Here is a 14,885-nt window from a genome sequence, read left to right on the forward strand (position 1 = left end):
ACAATTTTAAATTTAGCACTCTACACTAACGAGTGCTAACACAATTATTAGTTTAATGAATTCCCTTTTTTTTTGCAAGTCAGAACTATAAATAATTTTGAATTATTTCCAAATTCCTCTACAATATAATTACTTGCTGTTTTTCTCATAAATAAAAATGAAAGAAGGTTACTCATCTTGACATCTAGTTCATCCCCTAAATTCAAAGCACGAAAGACCGCACTTTATGTGTTGATCACGTATTTCGTGTGTCAACTCTCTGCAATCGTACTCAGAATATCCCCAGAACTTCTAGAGTATCTATTAGAGTTTATTTCAGCGCCTACGAAACAAGAACAAATAATTAAACTTTCTGCATGGTGGTCTACTATTTCCTTTGCAGTCGCTACTCTAATTAGCTTTCTCTTAATTCAGCGCGACAAGCACTTTTGGAATATTTTCAAAGGAGAAAAGGCTTCTATTGGCGCTTCTATTGGTTGGGGAATTATCGGGTTTTTCCTTGTATTTTTCGGTCAAACAATTGGGGCTTACATCGAGCTTGCATTAGGTATTGAAATGGGATCTGAAAATACAGCCGACATTATGCTCATCACAAAAGTTGCACCTATAATGATTATTGCTACAGTATTGCTCGGTCCTATTTTAGAAGAGTTAATTTTCCGTCGGGTTATTTTTGGTTCGATCGTTCAAAATTATAATTTTTGGATAGCAAGCATTATAAGTTCCGTTGTATTCGCTGCTATTCATATGGACTTTACACATATTATTATTTATACGATTAGCGGAATGGTTTTTGCCTTCCTTTACTACAAAACGAAACGCTTACTAACGTCTATCATTGCGCATGTTTTATTAAATGGCTTCGTTACAATCGTTCAAATGTATGCAGATACGTTCCAACAAATTATTGAGAATGCACCGAAATGATTTTCACAACGAAAAAACGCTATCTCCTATATTGGGAAATAGCGTTTTTTATATGGTTTAAGAAATATTTAGTTATTCATTTGTTCAATTTTCCTACGTTGTTCCTCTAGCAATTGCTCTACTTGCGATGTTTGCGCAGCCTCTTGTTCTTCTTTTATTCGCTTTTCCTCTGCTTCGACAAATTTACGATAGCCGACGCGAGAAATGACGATACTCACTTCATAAAGAATAAATAAAGGTACTGCTACGATTAAGTTTGAAATCAAATCAGGCGGAGCTAAAATTGCAGCTAGTACAAATAATACAAAGTAGGAGTACTTACGGAACTTGACCATCAGTTCTGGATTCAATAGACCAATACGCGCAAAAAATAACGTGACAACTGGTAACTGAAACACAATCCCAAACGGCACCACTAATGAAAACAAGAAATTAAAATATTCGTTAATCCCAATTGTTGGTTTAATGTCTAGATCATTCGAAAGCATTGTCATAAAATTCATTACATACGGGAATAACACAAAGTATGAAAAACTAATCCCTGCAATAAATAATAAGAATGAATACGGGATATATTTGAGTGTCGCTTTACGCTCCGTTTCATGTAAGCCTGGTGTAATGAATGACCAAAGCTGATACAGTAATACGGGCGATGTAAAGACAAAGGACACAACAAACATTACTTTTAAAAATATCGCTAAAGGGTCTGTCGGGTTAAAAAAGTGCAATTCAAACTGCGAAGCCTCATCGCTATGTTGAATAAAGTGAATAATCGGTTCCGTTACAAAAAAACCACCAATCAAAGCAATTACAAAGAAAATCGCTGTAATAAATAAGCGACTTCTTAACTCATTGAAATGTTCTATTACAGTTCTTTCTTCTGGATTCATTTTAAGACATCCTTAATTTACTTAGCTTGATTATTTTCGTTATCTTTATGTTCAATAACGGTAGCTTTATTTTTTTTATCATCATCGTCATCTGCAAGGCCTTTTGTGGCATTTTTGAATTCACGAAGCGTCGATCCCATTGCTTTACCTAACTCAGGCAACTTCTTTGGTCCGAAAATTAATATTGCTACTACCCCTATAATTACTAGGCTTACTGGTCCAATCGCATTTAAATGCACAACCACGACAGCCACCTCCTCTATTATATGTACATTTTACAATATCTACATCTTTTTGGCTAATAGCAATCCTGTGAACATATGGTTATTGTTTGGAATTACGGACTAAATAAATAAGCGCTTGTAATTCCACGGATAAATCAATATTCATTAACTTAATCGTATCCGGAACAGCTAAACGAACCGGCGTGAAATTTAAGATTCCTTTTGCATTCATTTTAACAAGGCGATCCGTCATTGTTTGAGCAGAGCGCGAGGATACCGTTAAAATTGCTAGTTCTGCACCAAATTCTTCATACATTTCTTCTAAGCGGTCTGGATGAAACACTGGGATATCACTAATCGTCGTTCCTTCATACGGTGCCTTTGAGTCAAATGCAACGACAATACGCGTATTATGATTTTTCTGGAAATTGTATTTAAGTAAACCATGCCCTAAGTTTCCGACACCAATTAGTGCAACATTCATTGCCTCATCCTGGTCTAGTGTTTTACGGAAAAATTCGAGTAAATGCTGTACATCATAGCCGTAGCCCTTTTTCCCAAGTGCACCAAAATAAGAGAAATCCCGTCGAATGGTTGCAGAATCTATTTTCATTGCATCACTTAATTCTTGTGATGAAATTCGTTTCTTGCCTTCATTTGCAAAATTTTGCAAAAACCGATAATACAGAGGAAGTCTTTTCGTAGTTGCTTGTGGAATTTTTATTTCTGGTTTCACACATTCTCCTCCTACATACTTTTAGAAATCGTTATAATCTTACTAAACCTATCGCCACAAGTAAAGTATCCACCGTTGCGTGTCCCCTCTTCATCCGATAAACTAGAGGGAAGAAATAGAGGTGTAAATATGATTACATTACAAGTAAATCAATTATATAAATCTTTTATTACCGACGAAATTTTAAGCGGTGTAAAGCTAGAAGTTCAACATCGTGACCGTGTTGCTCTTGTAGGGCGCAATGGTGCCGGGAAATCGACATTACTAAAAATTATCGCTGGACAGATGAGCTTTGACTCAGGTGAAATCATTATTCCAAAAGGCGTGCGCATTGGCTATTTAGAGCAGCATGCCAAAATCGATTCTGAACTGACCATCTGGGATGAAATGATGACCATTTTCAGCGAATTACGTGCACAAGAGCAAAAACTGCGCCAATTAGAACAGCAAATGGCTGACCCAACTATTTATGAAAACAGTGAGCTTTATGCACGCGTAATGGCGGATTATGATCAGCTACAGCATGATTTCAAAGACGCTGGTGGCTATCAATATGAGACAGATACACGCTCGATTTTACACGGGATGCAATTTTTCCCTGAGGATTATCCAAAACCAATTCAATCCCTTTCTGGTGGGCAGCGTACGCGTTTAGCATTAGCTAAATTATTACTCTCAAAGCCTGATTTATTAATTTTAGACGAGCCTACGAACCATTTAGATATCGAGACACTTTCTTGGCTAGAGGGCTTTTTAAAAGGCTATGAAGGGGCGATTTTAATCGTTTCACACGACCGCTACTTTTTAGACCAAGTCGTGTCCATTGTATATGAAATATCCCGAACAAAAGCGACAAAATATACAGGGAACTATAGCGCGTATTTAGATGAAAAAGCAAAAAATTATGAGCGTGATGTAAAAATGTATGAACGCCAAGTAGATGAAAAAGCGAAACTCGAAACATTTATTCAAAAAAATCTCGCGCGTGCTTCGACAACAAAAATGGCACAATCTCGTCGCAAGGTGCTTGAAAAAACGGCATGGATGGATTCCCCTGATGGCGATGAGAAAAGTGCAAATTTCGGTTTTTCGATTGAGCGCCAAAGTGGGAATGATGTGTTATCGATTGACGAATTGGCAGTCGGTTATACTAATAAGGAAATTTCTAAAAATATTCAGTTGCGCGTATTCCGTGAAGATCGCATCGCACTTGTCGGTCCAAATGGTGTTGGGAAATCGACGTTACTTAAAACAATTGTAAAAGATTTAGCCGCGCTCGCTGGAGACATCCGCTACGGCACAAATGTGCAAATTAGTTACTATGACCAAGAGCAAGCAAAGCTTCAATCCAATAAACCTGTACTAAATGAACTGTGGGATGAGTGGCCTTTAATGAATGAAAAGGATATTCGCAGCATTTTAGGGCGCTTTTTATTTAGTGGGGATGATGTGACGAAGCTAGTCAATTCATTATCAGGTGGCGAAAAGGCACGTCTTGCTTTAGCTAAATTAATGATGCAAAAAGCGAATTTCCTTGTACTGGACGAGCCTACAAACCATTTAGACTTGGATAGCAAAGAAGTTTTAGAAAATGCGTTAATTGATTATCCTGGTACATTACTTTTCGTTTCGCATGACCGTTATTTCATTAATCGCATCGCTACAAAAGTCGTGGAGCTATCGAGCACAGGTTCCTTCGAATATTTAGGCGACTATGATTATTATTTGGAGAAAAAGCAAGAGCTTGAAGAGTTGGCCGCGATGAAGGCTGCCGCACTTGAAGCAAAGAACGTTACGGCTCCAGCTACGAAAACGACTTCTATGATTGATAAAGACGCAAAAAAACGTGAACGTCAAATCCGTCGTTCTATTGAGGAAATCGAAAAAAATATGTCGACCCTTGATGAATCCATTGCTCTATTTGAGGAGCAATTATGCGATCCGGAAATTTTCTCTGATCATGAAAAAACACTTGCCATTCAGACTGAGCTAAATGAAACAAAAGAACAGCACGATACACTTGAAATGGAATGGCTTGAACTAAACGAAGAACTTGAAAGTTTATAAACAATTCTTTTTTTCCACTACTAAAAAAGGAGAACGTTGCATACATTGTGCAAACGTTCTCCTTTTATCTTCGCTTTACAGAAGACTCAACTTTTAAAGTGGATGAATTGAATGTAGTATTCATGTTTTTCAATAGATCCTTAATTAATCGCTGAATGAAAATAAGCCCCGGTGGATGTCATAAATTTTGAACGCAATTGCACCAAGGTGTACTTGATTATTTTATCTGAAAGCTCTTTAACATTCGTAATTTTTGATAAGCTGTATATGCTCCGTAAATCCAGCCAAAAAATAACGTTGTTAATGTAGCAACAATCAAATTTAGTAATGTATAGATTGGCTTCATCGGTGAGCGGAACTTCCGTAAACGAAACGGCTGCCGTTCCCCTATGCGAATGCTATTGAAAATATCAATGATTTGACGGCGACCGTATACAATCGCAAGCGGATAACAACTAATGGCCGCTAACAAAAATAGCCCGCTAAAGGATGCAACATATAGGCCTAGTTGTACCGAGTTCAACAGGAACAAAACGATGATTGCTAATAGAACACCACCAATCAAAAGCATTCTCATCTTATTACGTTCTTTTAAATAATTCATATAAGCCCCTCCCTTTATACAGCATTTAAATGGTTGTACTACCTTATTAACTAAAGCGGGGAATTATTCTATTTTAATTACTATTCCATACTATTGGTAGTTCTAAACCTACTCTCGCTAATTTTCGTCATATATCTTGGTCAATATACAATTTTTCAACAAAAGTCTCCACAATTTTATACACAAAACAAATGCAGTCATATCAACATATCAACAGGGTTTTCCACATTGTCCACAGTTTCAATTTTATTTATACACCTTAATCTGTGTAAAAACCAATACTATATATAGATAAATCACATGTTACCCACAACTTATCCACAAATTGTGCATAAGTACGCATGTTCGCAATTCTTTTTGTGGGTATGTGAATTGTTTTGTGGATAATTTTTCAGAAAAATTCCTCTTTAATAAAATTGCTACGTAAACAACATATTTTTTACAAAAAGTGCGTAATTCGCGTTTTTATGTTATTTCGGAAAAATAAAAAGCATAAGTAACAGTGATTTTACATCACAAAATTACTTACGCTAAACATTTCTATACTATTTTACCCAACTTATTAATTCCATACCCGGTCGACCATTCATCGCTAAATTCCCACGAATACCTGCTCCGTACATTTGATACGCAGCAGCACCAATCATCGCAGCATTATCCGTACATAGTTTTAATGGTGGTACGTAAAATGGAATCCCTTCTTCATGAAATACTTGTTCTAATGATGTACGTAATCCCTTATTTGCAGAAACACCACCTGCCGCAATAACTTGTTTTACCTCATACTGACGAGCGGCACGCAATGTTTTCGCTGTTAATACTTCCACAACACTATCTTGGAAACCTTTAGCCACTTGTGTTGGAATAATTTCTTCCCCACGTTGATCCATATTATGCTTATAGTTAATAACCGCTGATTTTAACCCACTAAAGCTAAAATCATATGAACCTTCTTCCAACCAAACACGTGGAAATGGTACAGCTTCTGTTGCTTCATGAGCTAAACGGTCAATATGCGGCCCACCTGGATACGGCATGTTTAATACACGTGCAACTTTATCATACGCCTCTCCAGCTGCATCATCACGCGTTTCCCCAATAACCTCAAATGCCCCATGCTCTTTCATCAAAACAAGCTCCGTATGTCCCCCTGATACGACAAGCGCTAACAAAGGGAATTCCATCGGCTGCACTAATGCATTTGCATAAATATGTCCTGCAATATGATGCGTTCCAATTAGCGGCAAGCCATGAACAAAGGCAAATACCTTCGCTGCATTAATTCCAATTAACAATGCCCCTACTAAGCCAGGACCTTCCGTTACAGCTACTGCTGATAATTGCTGTGGTGTCATGTCAGCTTGCTTTAAAGCTTCTTCCAGTACAATTGTTACTTGCTCCACATGATGGCGTGATGCAATTTCAGGTACGACTCCGCCAAACCGTTTATGACTCTCAATTTGCGATGATACAACATTTGAAATAATTTCCGTACCGTTTTTTATAATTGCTGCGGCTGTTTCATCACAGCTTGTTTCTATTGCTAATATATAGTTATCCATTATAAGTTCACCCACATTACTAAAGCATCTTCCTGGTTATCCGTATAGTAATTTTTACGAATACCACCATCTTGGAATTCAAGCTTTCGATATAAATTTTGTGCAACCACATTCGATACGCGTACTTCTAAGCTCATCACTTCCATGTTTGCCTCTTTAGCAACCCGCATTGCCTCTCGCATCAGGCCCTCTCCCATTCCTTGACCACGTACAGCATCCACAACCGCAACATTAGTAATTTGTGCAGCATCAATGACTAACCACATCCCACAAAAACCAACAATCGTTTGTTGCTCATCCTCTGCTACTAAATAATGCGAGAATTGATTTTCCGTCATTTCATAGTAAAAGGAATCCAATGTCCATGGCGTTGGAAATGTCGCTTGTTCAATCGCATGCACCGCTTCTACATCTGCAATTGTCATTTTTCGATAATTGACCATTATAGTTGCTCCTTCTTTTGTTCCTTTAACCAATTCGCTTCCGCTTCTGCAATGCGACGATATTGTGGAACAAATGTATGCGTAGCCTCAATTGAAGGTAACTCCTGCTGTTGTGCCATTGCAATCAGCTCAGAAGCTCGTGGTAAATCAAATGTATGTGGAGCACGTAGCGCATTTTCACCAAGCACCTCTTGGATCTGTTCAAAATAAAGGTCCACATCAGTTCCTACAAATAAGACAGGGACCTGCAATACTTTTAATTTTTCTAGCAGACCGTCAATATGATCATGGTAATCTTCAATTACTGTATTTAATTGTGCCCCTTCATAAACGCCAGCATATACATTTTGGCGACGTGCATCAAATAACGCACAAATAACAGCATTCGACATTTTTACATTCGCCGCTAGTGCCTTCAAGCTGGAAACTCCTACTAATGGCTTTTGTATAGCCCAAGCAAATGTTTTCGCTAGTGTCACACCTATCCGCACACCTGTATAAGAACCCGGCCCTTCTGATACCGCTACCGCATCAATTTCAGCTGGTGTAATACCCGCTTTATTTAACACTTCTTCAATCGCAGGCATGGCACCAACAGAATGCGTTAATTTTATATTTTGCACTACTTCAGCGAGTACTTTTCCATCTTTCACAACTGTGATAGATAGCGGTGCATTTGCTGTTTCAATTCCTAACCAAATCATTTCAATAGCTCCTCACAAAGTTGGACATATTTTGTGCCCACCGGTTTAAAAGTAAATTTCCGAGCATCTTCATCAATTCTTGTAATTTCAATTGCTAACCGCTCTTTCGGTAATTCCTCTTCAATTAAATGCGCCCATTCTACAACCGTAACCGCATCACCATAAAAAATTTCATCCCAGCCTAAATCTTCATCACTATTTTCCAAACGATACACATCTAAATGATTTAATGGGAGGCGCCCCTCATACTGTTTCATAATCGTAAACGTCGGACTGTTAACTGTGCGCGTTATCCCTAAGCCCTTTGCAAAACTTTGCGTAAAGGTTGTTTTACCCGCACCCAGATCCCCCTCAAGTGTGATTGTATATTGTGCTTCCACTAACTGTGCTAACTCCATCGCAAGCTGCTGCGTTTCTTCTAACACATTAATTTGCTTTTCGTATATCATACTGTTGCTTCCTTCCCATAAAATCGATTATCTCTAGTTTACTTGAACTGAGCTAAATGTTCAAAATGAATCACTTCAAACCACTTTATCTTAAGTTTTCCTCTACAAATAAAGGTGCTATCTCCTGATAATAGAGATAACACCTTATCGATTTGAGTTGCCTTTTCTTTTAACAATCTCTGTTCTAATTAATTTTCCATCTTCAAAGTGGATTTGATACCCTTTAGTTAAAAGTATTTCATCGTTCCATTCATAAATACTTTCGTTATTTTCAACACCAGGTCCCCCTGCAATTTTAACCACATCGATATAGGTCATACCTTTTTCTAACTTATTATATTCATCTTCATTCATATATCTTTGCCATCTATACGTATTCTGTTCCTCAATTTCTGTCATTTCATCTACGCATGCTGCTAAATTCATTATTACTAATCCGAAGAGACAAATCCCTAATAAGCGAACTAACCATATACGATTCATCCCCATCCCTCCTAAGTGCTCTCTAAACTTTTCCCCTTTGGAGACTGTTCAAAACCACAATTGTTTCTCCTGGTTTCATTCGATTAACTTGGTGAGGTACAGTTAGTCGTACTTGAAAATGTATTATTAGCATATTCGGGTCACTCTTCATCTGTGAATCACTTTTATTAGTAATGAGATATCCGTAACTTCTACCTACAGGCATTAGTTCAAGATGTTGTTGGTTATTTGCGTGTTCCTAGCCTGAATTTAACTAATTTTGTTGGTACAAGTTAATTTTAAGCAAAAAAAAAGCCTTTATGAGATTATTCTCATAAAAACTAAATAAAATGGCGGTCCCGACCGGGATCGAACCGGCGATCTCCTGCGTGACAGGCAGGCATGTTAACCGCTACACCACGGGACCATTTTTATATATTCCTTTTGGACATTTATTAATATACCATATATTTAAGTAATGTGCAATGCTTTTCATTAAAAATATAAAATAAATTAAACAAAGGAGTTTTTCCCGTTTAAAATCGATATTCTAATATAACACCTGCTAGTTTAGGCTGACAAAGCATATGAGGCTCATATTCTTTGTGCAAGGTCGGACTAGCATGATATTGGTCACTTAGGCGTTGCCATACGACGTGGTGACTTTAGCTTAATTTTCTTTGTAATTCTCCAATCTAAACTTTTCTTGATTGAGTACATTGCTATCTCCGGAAGGTCGATCGTATTCTTCGTTAGATTTTCATTCTAATATTTTCGAACGATTGGCACCTTTTAATCCTGAAGAAATTATAAAGTAACTTTCCGCCGCTAATTTCTATCAATAAAATAATAATTTTGATTACATACTTCAAAAAAAACCCACTGATTTCTCAGTGGGTTTTAAAGTGCGAAGCGATGTCCTACTCTCACAGGGGGAAGCCCCCAACTACCATCGGCGCTAAAGAGCTTAACTTCCGTGTTCGGTATGGGAACGGGTGTGACCTCTTTGCCATCATCACTTCACTATGAAAGATTGCTCTCTCAAAACTGGATAAACGTTTCATTGAAATTGTGCAATAAATTGTGGTTAAGTCCTCGACCGATTAGTATTCGTCAGCTCCATATGTCGCCACACTTCCACCTCGAACCTATCTACCTGATCGTCTTTCAGGGGTCTTACTTACTTGCGTAATGGGAAATCTCATCTTGAGGGGGGCTTCATGCTTAGATGCTTTCAGCACTTATCCCGTCCACACATAGCTACCCAGCGATGCTCTTGGCAGAACAACTGGTACACCAGCGGTGTGTCCATCCCGGTCCTCTCGTACTAAGGACAGCTCCTCTCAAATTTCCTACGCCCACGACGGATAGGGACCGAACTGTCTCACGACGTTCTGAACCCAGCTCGCGTACCGCTTTAATGGGCGAACAGCCCAACCCTTGGGACCGACTACAGCCCCAGGATGCGATGAGCCGACATCGAGGTGCCAAACCTCCCCGTCGATGTGGACTCTTGGGGGAGATAAGCCTGTTATCCCCGGGGTAGCTTTTATCCGTTGAGCGATGGCCCTTCCATGCGGAACCACCGGATCACTAAGCCCGTCTTTCGACCCTGCTCGACTTGTAGGTCTCGCAGTCAAGCTCCCTTATGCCTTTACACTCTACGAATGATTTCCAACCATTCTGAGGGAACCTTTGGGCGCCTCCGTTACTCTTTAGGAGGCGACCGCCCCAGTCAAACTGTCCGCCTGACACTGTCTCCTACCCCGTTAAGGGGCATGGGTTAGAAGTTCAATACAACCAGGGTAGTATCCCACTGACGCCTCCTTCGAAGCTGGCGCTCCGAGATCTCTGGCTCCTACCTATCCTGTACAAGTTGTACCAAAATTCAATATCAGGCTACAGTAAAGCTCCACGGGGTCTTTCCGTCCTGTCGCGGGTAACCTGCATCTTCACAGGTACTATAATTTCACCGAGTCTCTCGTTGAGACAGTGCCCAGATCGTTACGCCTTTCGTGCGGGTCGGAACTTACCCGACAAGGAATTTCGCTACCTTAGGACCGTTATAGTTACGGCCGCCGTTTACTGGGGCTTCAATTCGTAGCTTCGCTTGCGCTAACCACTCCTCTTAACCTTCCAGCACCGGGCAGGCGTCAGCCCCTATACTTCACCTTACGGTTTTGCAGAGACCTGTGTTTTTGCTAAACAGTCGCCTGGGCCTATTCACTGCGGCTCTCATGCGCTTGCACGCTCAAGAGCACCCCTTCTCCCGAAGTTACGGGGTCATTTTGCCGAGTTCCTTAACGAGAGTTCTCTCGCACACCTTAGGATTCTCTCCTCGACTACCTGTGTCGGTTTGCGGTACGGGCACCTCTCACCTCGATAGAGGCTTTTCTTGGCAGTGTGAAATCAGGAACTTCGTCCATACGGACTCGTCATCACAGCTCAACGTATTAGTGTGCGGATTTGCCTACACACACGCCTTACTGCTTGAACAGAGACAACCAACGCTCTGCTTACCCTATCCTACTGCGTCCCCCCATTTCTCAAACGGTGAGGAGGTGGTACAGGAATATCAACCTGTTGTCCATCGCCTACGCCTATCGGCCTCGGCTTAGGTCCCGACTAACCCTGAGCGGACGAGCCTTCCTCAGGAAACCTTAGTCATACGGTGGACGGGATTCTCACCCGTCTTTCGCTACTCATACCGGCATTCTCACTTCTAAGCGCTCCACCAGTCCTTCCGGTCTGACTTCAACGCCCTTAGAACGCTCTCCTACCACGCATCCATACGGATGCATCCACAGCTTCGGTGAATCGTTTAGCCCCGATAAATTTTCGGCGCAGCGTCACTCGACCAGTGAGCTATTACGCACTCTTTAAATGATGGCTGCTTCTGAGCCAACATCCTGGTTGTCTAAGCAACGCCACATCCTTTTCCACTTAACGATTACTTTGGGACCTTAGCTGGTGGTCTGGGCTGTTTCCCTCTTGACTACGGATCTTATCACTCGCAGTCTGACTCCCGTGTATAAATATCTGGCATTCGGAGTTTGTCTGAATTCGGTAAAGCGAGATGCCCCCCTAGTCCAAACAGTGCTCTACCTCCAGTATTCTCAATCACGAGGCTAGCCCTAAAGCTATTTCGGAGAGAACCAGCTATCTCCAGGTTCGATTGGAATTTCTCCGCTACCCACACCTCATCCCCGCACTTTTCAACGTACGTGGGTTCGGGCCTCCAGTAAGTGTTACCTCACCTTCACCCTGGACATGGGTAGATCACCTGGTTTCGGGTCTACGACCACGTACTAATTCGCCCTATTCAGACTCGCTTTCGCTGCGGCTCCGTCTTATCAACTTAACCTCGCACGTAATCGTAACTCGCCGGTTCATTCTACAAAAGGCACGCTATCACCCATTAACGGGCTCTAACTACTTGTAGGCACACGGTTTCAGGATCTATTTCACTCCCCTTCCGGGGTGCTTTTCACCTTTCCCTCACGGTACTGGTTCACTATCGGTCACTAGGTAGTATTTAGCCTTGGGAGATGGTCCTCCCAGATTCCGACGGAATTTCACGTGTTCCGCCGTACTCAGGATACATTCAAGAGGGAATGAGGTTTCACTTACAGGGCTTTTACCTTCTATGGCGGGCCTTTCCAAGCCGCTTCAACTATCTCATTCTTTTGTAACTCCGTATAGAATGTCCTACAACCCCAAAGAGCAAGCTCTTTGGTTTGGGCTCTTCCCGTTTCGCTCGCCGCTACTCAGGGAATCGAATTTTCTTTCTGTTCCTGCAGGTACTTAGATGTTTCAGTTCTCTGCGTCTGTCCTCAACACGCTATGTATTCACGTGAAGATACTATGCGATTAAACATAGTGGGTTCCCCCATTCGGAAATCTCTGGATCAAAGCTTACTTACAGCTCCCCAAAGCATATCGGTGTTAGTGCCGTCCTTCATCGACTCCTAGTGCCAAGGCATCCACCGTGCGCCCTTATTAACTTAACCAATAAGTTACACTTACTCAAATGAGTAAGATTTTAAAAGATTGCACGATCAATTTCTTGATCATTTGTTTGTTTATTGCTTTCAATGTCGTTTTATCCAGTTTTCAAAGAACAATTTTTTGAAGCGTTTCATCAAAAAGATGAACCTTCAAAACTGAACAGCAAACGTTAATGTTTCATTCCCGAAGGAATGATTCCGAAAATATCCTTAGAAAGGAGGTGATCCAGCCGCACCTTCCGATACGGCTACCTTGTTACGACTTCACCCCAATCATCTATCCCACCTTCGGCGGCTGGCTCCATAAAGGTTACCCCACCGACTTCGGGTGTTACAAACTCTCGTGGTGTGACGGGCGGTGTGTACAAGGCCCGGGAACGTATTCACCGCGGCATGCTGATCCGCGATTACTAGCGATTCCGGCTTCATGTAGGCGAGTTGCAGCCTACAATCCGAACTGAGAACGGTTTTATCGGATTAGCTCCCCCTCGCGGGTTGGCAACCGTTTGTACCGTCCATTGTAGCACGTGTGTAGCCCAGGTCATAAGGGGCATGATGATTTGACGTCATCCCCACCTTCCTCCGGTTTGTCACCGGCAGTCTCCTTAGAGTGCCCAACTAAATGATGGCAACTAAGAATAAGGGTTGCGCTCGTTGCGGGACTTAACCCAACATCTCACGACACGAGCTGACGACAACCATGCACCACCTGTCACCGTTGTCCCCGAAGGGAAAACTGTATCTCTACAGTGGTCAATGGGATGTCAAGACCTGGTAAGGTTCTTCGCGTTGCTTCGAATTAAACCACATGCTCCACCGCTTGTGCGGGCCCCCGTCAATTCCTTTGAGTTTCAGTCTTGCGACCGTACTCCCCAGGCGGAGTGCTTAATGCGTTAGCTGCAGCACTGAGGGGCGGAAACCCCCCAACACTTAGCACTCATCGTTTACGGCGTGGACTACCAGGGTATCTAATCCTGTTTGCTCCCCACGCTTTCGCGCCTCAGTGTCAGTTACAGACCAGATAGTCGCCTTCGCCACTGGTGTTCCTCCAAATCTCTACGCATTTCACCGCTACACTTGGAATTCCACTATCCTCTTCTGCACTCAAGTTTCCCAGTTTCCAATGACCCTCCACGGTTGAGCCGTGGGCTTTCACATCAGACTTAAGAAACCACCTGCGCGCGCTTTACGCCCAATAATTCCGGACAACGCTTGCCACCTACGTATTACCGCGGCTGCTGGCACGTAGTTAGCCGTGGCTTTCTAACAAGGTACCGTCAAGGTAGCGCCAGTTACTACGCTACTTGTTCTTCCCTTGCAACAGAGTTTTACGAACCGAAATCCTTCTTCACTCACGCGGCGTTGCTCCATCAGACTTTCGTCCATTGTGGAAGATTCCCTACTGCTGCCTCCCGTAGGAGTCTGGGCCGTGTCTCAGTCCCAGTGTGGCCGATCACCCTCTCAGGTCGGCTACGCATCGTTGCCTTGGTGAGCCGTTACCTCACCAACTAGCTAATGCGCCGCGGGCCCATCCTGTAGTGACAGCCGAAACCGTCTTTTAACATTCGAACATGAGTTCAAAAGTGTTATTCGGTATTAGCCCCGGTTTCCCGGAGTTATCCCAATCTACAGGGTAGGTTACCCACGTGTTACTCACCCGTCCGCCGCTAACTTTCAAAGGTGCAAGCACCAATGAAAGTCCGCTCGACTTGCATGTATTAGGCACGCCGCCAGCGTTCGTCCTGAGCCAGGATCAAACTCTCCATAAAAGTTAGTTTGAAAGCTCATTTGCTTTGCTAGCGTATCAACA

11 protein-coding genes, 1 tRNA gene and 3 rRNA genes are annotated in these 14,885 nt (G+C 41.9%); 2 read left to right on the forward strand and 13 right to left on the reverse strand.

Annotated elements, in window-relative coordinates:
- The first annotated feature begins 177 nt into the window (after positions 1–177).
- Positions 178–927, forward strand: coding sequence for a CPBP family intramembrane glutamic endopeptidase (locus MHI10_RS19530; protein WP_340788442.1), 750 nt, complete (start codon positions 178–180; stop codon positions 925–927).
- A 68-nt stretch (positions 928–995) separates the two neighbouring features.
- Here MHI10_RS19530 and tatC read toward each other — a convergent pair whose 3' ends face one another.
- The 3 genes from tatC to MHI10_RS19545 form a co-directional block, all read right to left on the reverse strand.
- On the reverse strand, positions 996–1,817 hold the full coding sequence (gene tatC, locus MHI10_RS19535; RefSeq protein WP_340788444.1) for a twin-arginine translocase subunit TatC: 822 nt from the start codon (positions 1,815–1,817) through the stop codon (positions 996–998).
- Between the two features lie 17 nt (positions 1,818–1,834).
- A complete protein-coding gene (locus tag MHI10_RS19540; protein ID WP_340788447.1) occupies positions 1,835–2,062 on the reverse strand; it encodes a twin-arginine translocase TatA/TatE family subunit in 228 nt (75 codons plus the stop codon).
- A gap of 79 nt (positions 2,063–2,141) precedes the next feature.
- Complete coding sequence (locus MHI10_RS19545; protein WP_340788450.1) at positions 2,142–2,777, reverse strand: redox-sensing transcriptional repressor Rex; 636 nt, start codon at positions 2,775–2,777, stop codon at positions 2,142–2,144.
- A gap of 129 nt (positions 2,778–2,906) precedes the next feature.
- Between MHI10_RS19545 and MHI10_RS19550 the strand changes: the two genes are divergently transcribed.
- Positions 2,907–4,844, forward strand: coding sequence for an ABC-F family ATP-binding cassette domain-containing protein (locus MHI10_RS19550; RefSeq protein ID WP_340788453.1), 1,938 nt, complete (start codon positions 2,907–2,909; stop codon positions 4,842–4,844).
- Positions 4,845–5,061: 217 nt separating this feature from the next.
- Here MHI10_RS19550 and MHI10_RS19555 read toward each other — a convergent pair whose 3' ends face one another.
- From MHI10_RS19555 to MHI10_RS19600, 10 genes are all read right to left on the reverse strand, one after another.
- A complete protein-coding gene (locus MHI10_RS19555; protein WP_340788455.1) occupies positions 5,062–5,448 on the reverse strand; it encodes a hypothetical protein in 387 nt (128 codons plus the stop codon).
- Between the two features lie 545 nt (positions 5,449–5,993).
- Positions 5,994–7,010 (reverse strand): tRNA (adenosine(37)-N6)-threonylcarbamoyltransferase complex transferase subunit TsaD, encoded by a 1,017-nt coding sequence (tsaD, locus tag MHI10_RS19560; protein ID WP_340788457.1) that lies wholly within the window; start codon positions 7,008–7,010, stop codon positions 5,994–5,996.
- Positions 7,010–7,453, reverse strand: a complete 444-nt coding sequence (gene rimI, locus MHI10_RS19565) for a ribosomal protein S18-alanine N-acetyltransferase (protein WP_340788460.1) — start codon at positions 7,451–7,453, stop codon at positions 7,010–7,012. The genes tsaD and rimI overlap by 1 nt, the downstream gene beginning before the upstream one ends.
- Positions 7,453–8,157 (reverse strand): tRNA (adenosine(37)-N6)-threonylcarbamoyltransferase complex dimerization subunit type 1 TsaB, encoded by a 705-nt coding sequence (gene tsaB / locus MHI10_RS19570; protein WP_340788463.1) that lies wholly within the window; start codon positions 8,155–8,157, stop codon positions 7,453–7,455. The genes rimI and tsaB overlap by 1 nt, the downstream gene beginning before the upstream one ends.
- Positions 8,154–8,606, reverse strand: a complete 453-nt coding sequence (gene tsaE, locus MHI10_RS19575) for a tRNA (adenosine(37)-N6)-threonylcarbamoyltransferase complex ATPase subunit type 1 TsaE (protein ID WP_340788465.1) — start codon at positions 8,604–8,606, stop codon at positions 8,154–8,156. Before tsaE ends, tsaB begins: the two co-directional genes overlap by 4 nt.
- Before the next feature lie 144 nt (positions 8,607–8,750).
- Entirely contained in the window at positions 8,751–9,089 is a 339-nt protein-coding gene (locus MHI10_RS19580) for a hypothetical protein (RefSeq protein WP_340788467.1), read from the reverse strand.
- A gap of 330 nt (positions 9,090–9,419) precedes the next feature.
- Positions 9,420–9,495 (reverse strand) — tRNA-Asp (locus MHI10_RS19585).
- A gap of 480 nt (positions 9,496–9,975) precedes the next feature.
- A 5S ribosomal RNA gene (gene rrf / locus MHI10_RS19590) occupies positions 9,976–10,091 on the reverse strand.
- Between the two features lie 60 nt (positions 10,092–10,151).
- Positions 10,152–13,078 (reverse strand): 23S ribosomal RNA (locus MHI10_RS19595).
- Between the two features lie 211 nt (positions 13,079–13,289).
- Positions 13,290–14,844, reverse strand: a 16S ribosomal RNA gene (locus MHI10_RS19600).
- The 16S, 23S and 5S rRNA genes sit together here with 1 tRNA gene alongside, the layout of an rRNA operon.
- Positions 14,845–14,885: the final 41 nt, after the last annotated feature.

This window comes from Solibacillus sp. FSL K6-1523 (assembly GCF_038005225.1).
GTDB lineage: Bacteria > Bacillota > Bacilli > Bacillales_A > Planococcaceae > Solibacillus.

Excerpts from the sequence above, each read along its gene's own strand:
- MHI10_RS19555 (WP_340788455.1), bottom strand. The coding sequence starts at position 5,448 with ATGAATTATTTAAAAGAACGTAATAAGATGAGAATGCTTTTGATTGGT.
- MHI10_RS19580 (WP_340788467.1), bottom strand. The coding sequence starts at position 9,089 with ATGAATCGTATATGGTTAGTTCGCTTATTAGGGATTTGTCTCTTCGGA.
- rimI (WP_340788460.1), bottom strand. The coding sequence starts at position 7,453 with ATGGTCAATTATCGAAAAATGACAATTGCAGATGTAGAAGCGGTGCAT.
- MHI10_RS19550 (WP_340788453.1), top strand. The coding sequence starts at position 2,907 with ATGATTACATTACAAGTAAATCAATTATATAAATCTTTTATTACCGAC.
- tatC (WP_340788444.1), bottom strand. The coding sequence starts at position 1,817 with ATGAATCCAGAAGAAAGAACTGTAATAGAACATTTCAATGAGTTAAGA.
- tsaE (WP_340788465.1), bottom strand. The coding sequence starts at position 8,606 with ATGATATACGAAAAGCAAATTAATGTGTTAGAAGAAACGCAGCAGCTT.
- tsaB (WP_340788463.1), bottom strand. The coding sequence starts at position 8,157 with ATGATTTGGTTAGGAATTGAAACAGCAAATGCACCGCTATCTATCACA.
- tsaD (WP_340788457.1), bottom strand. The coding sequence starts at position 7,010 with ATGGATAACTATATATTAGCAATAGAAACAAGCTGTGATGAAACAGCC.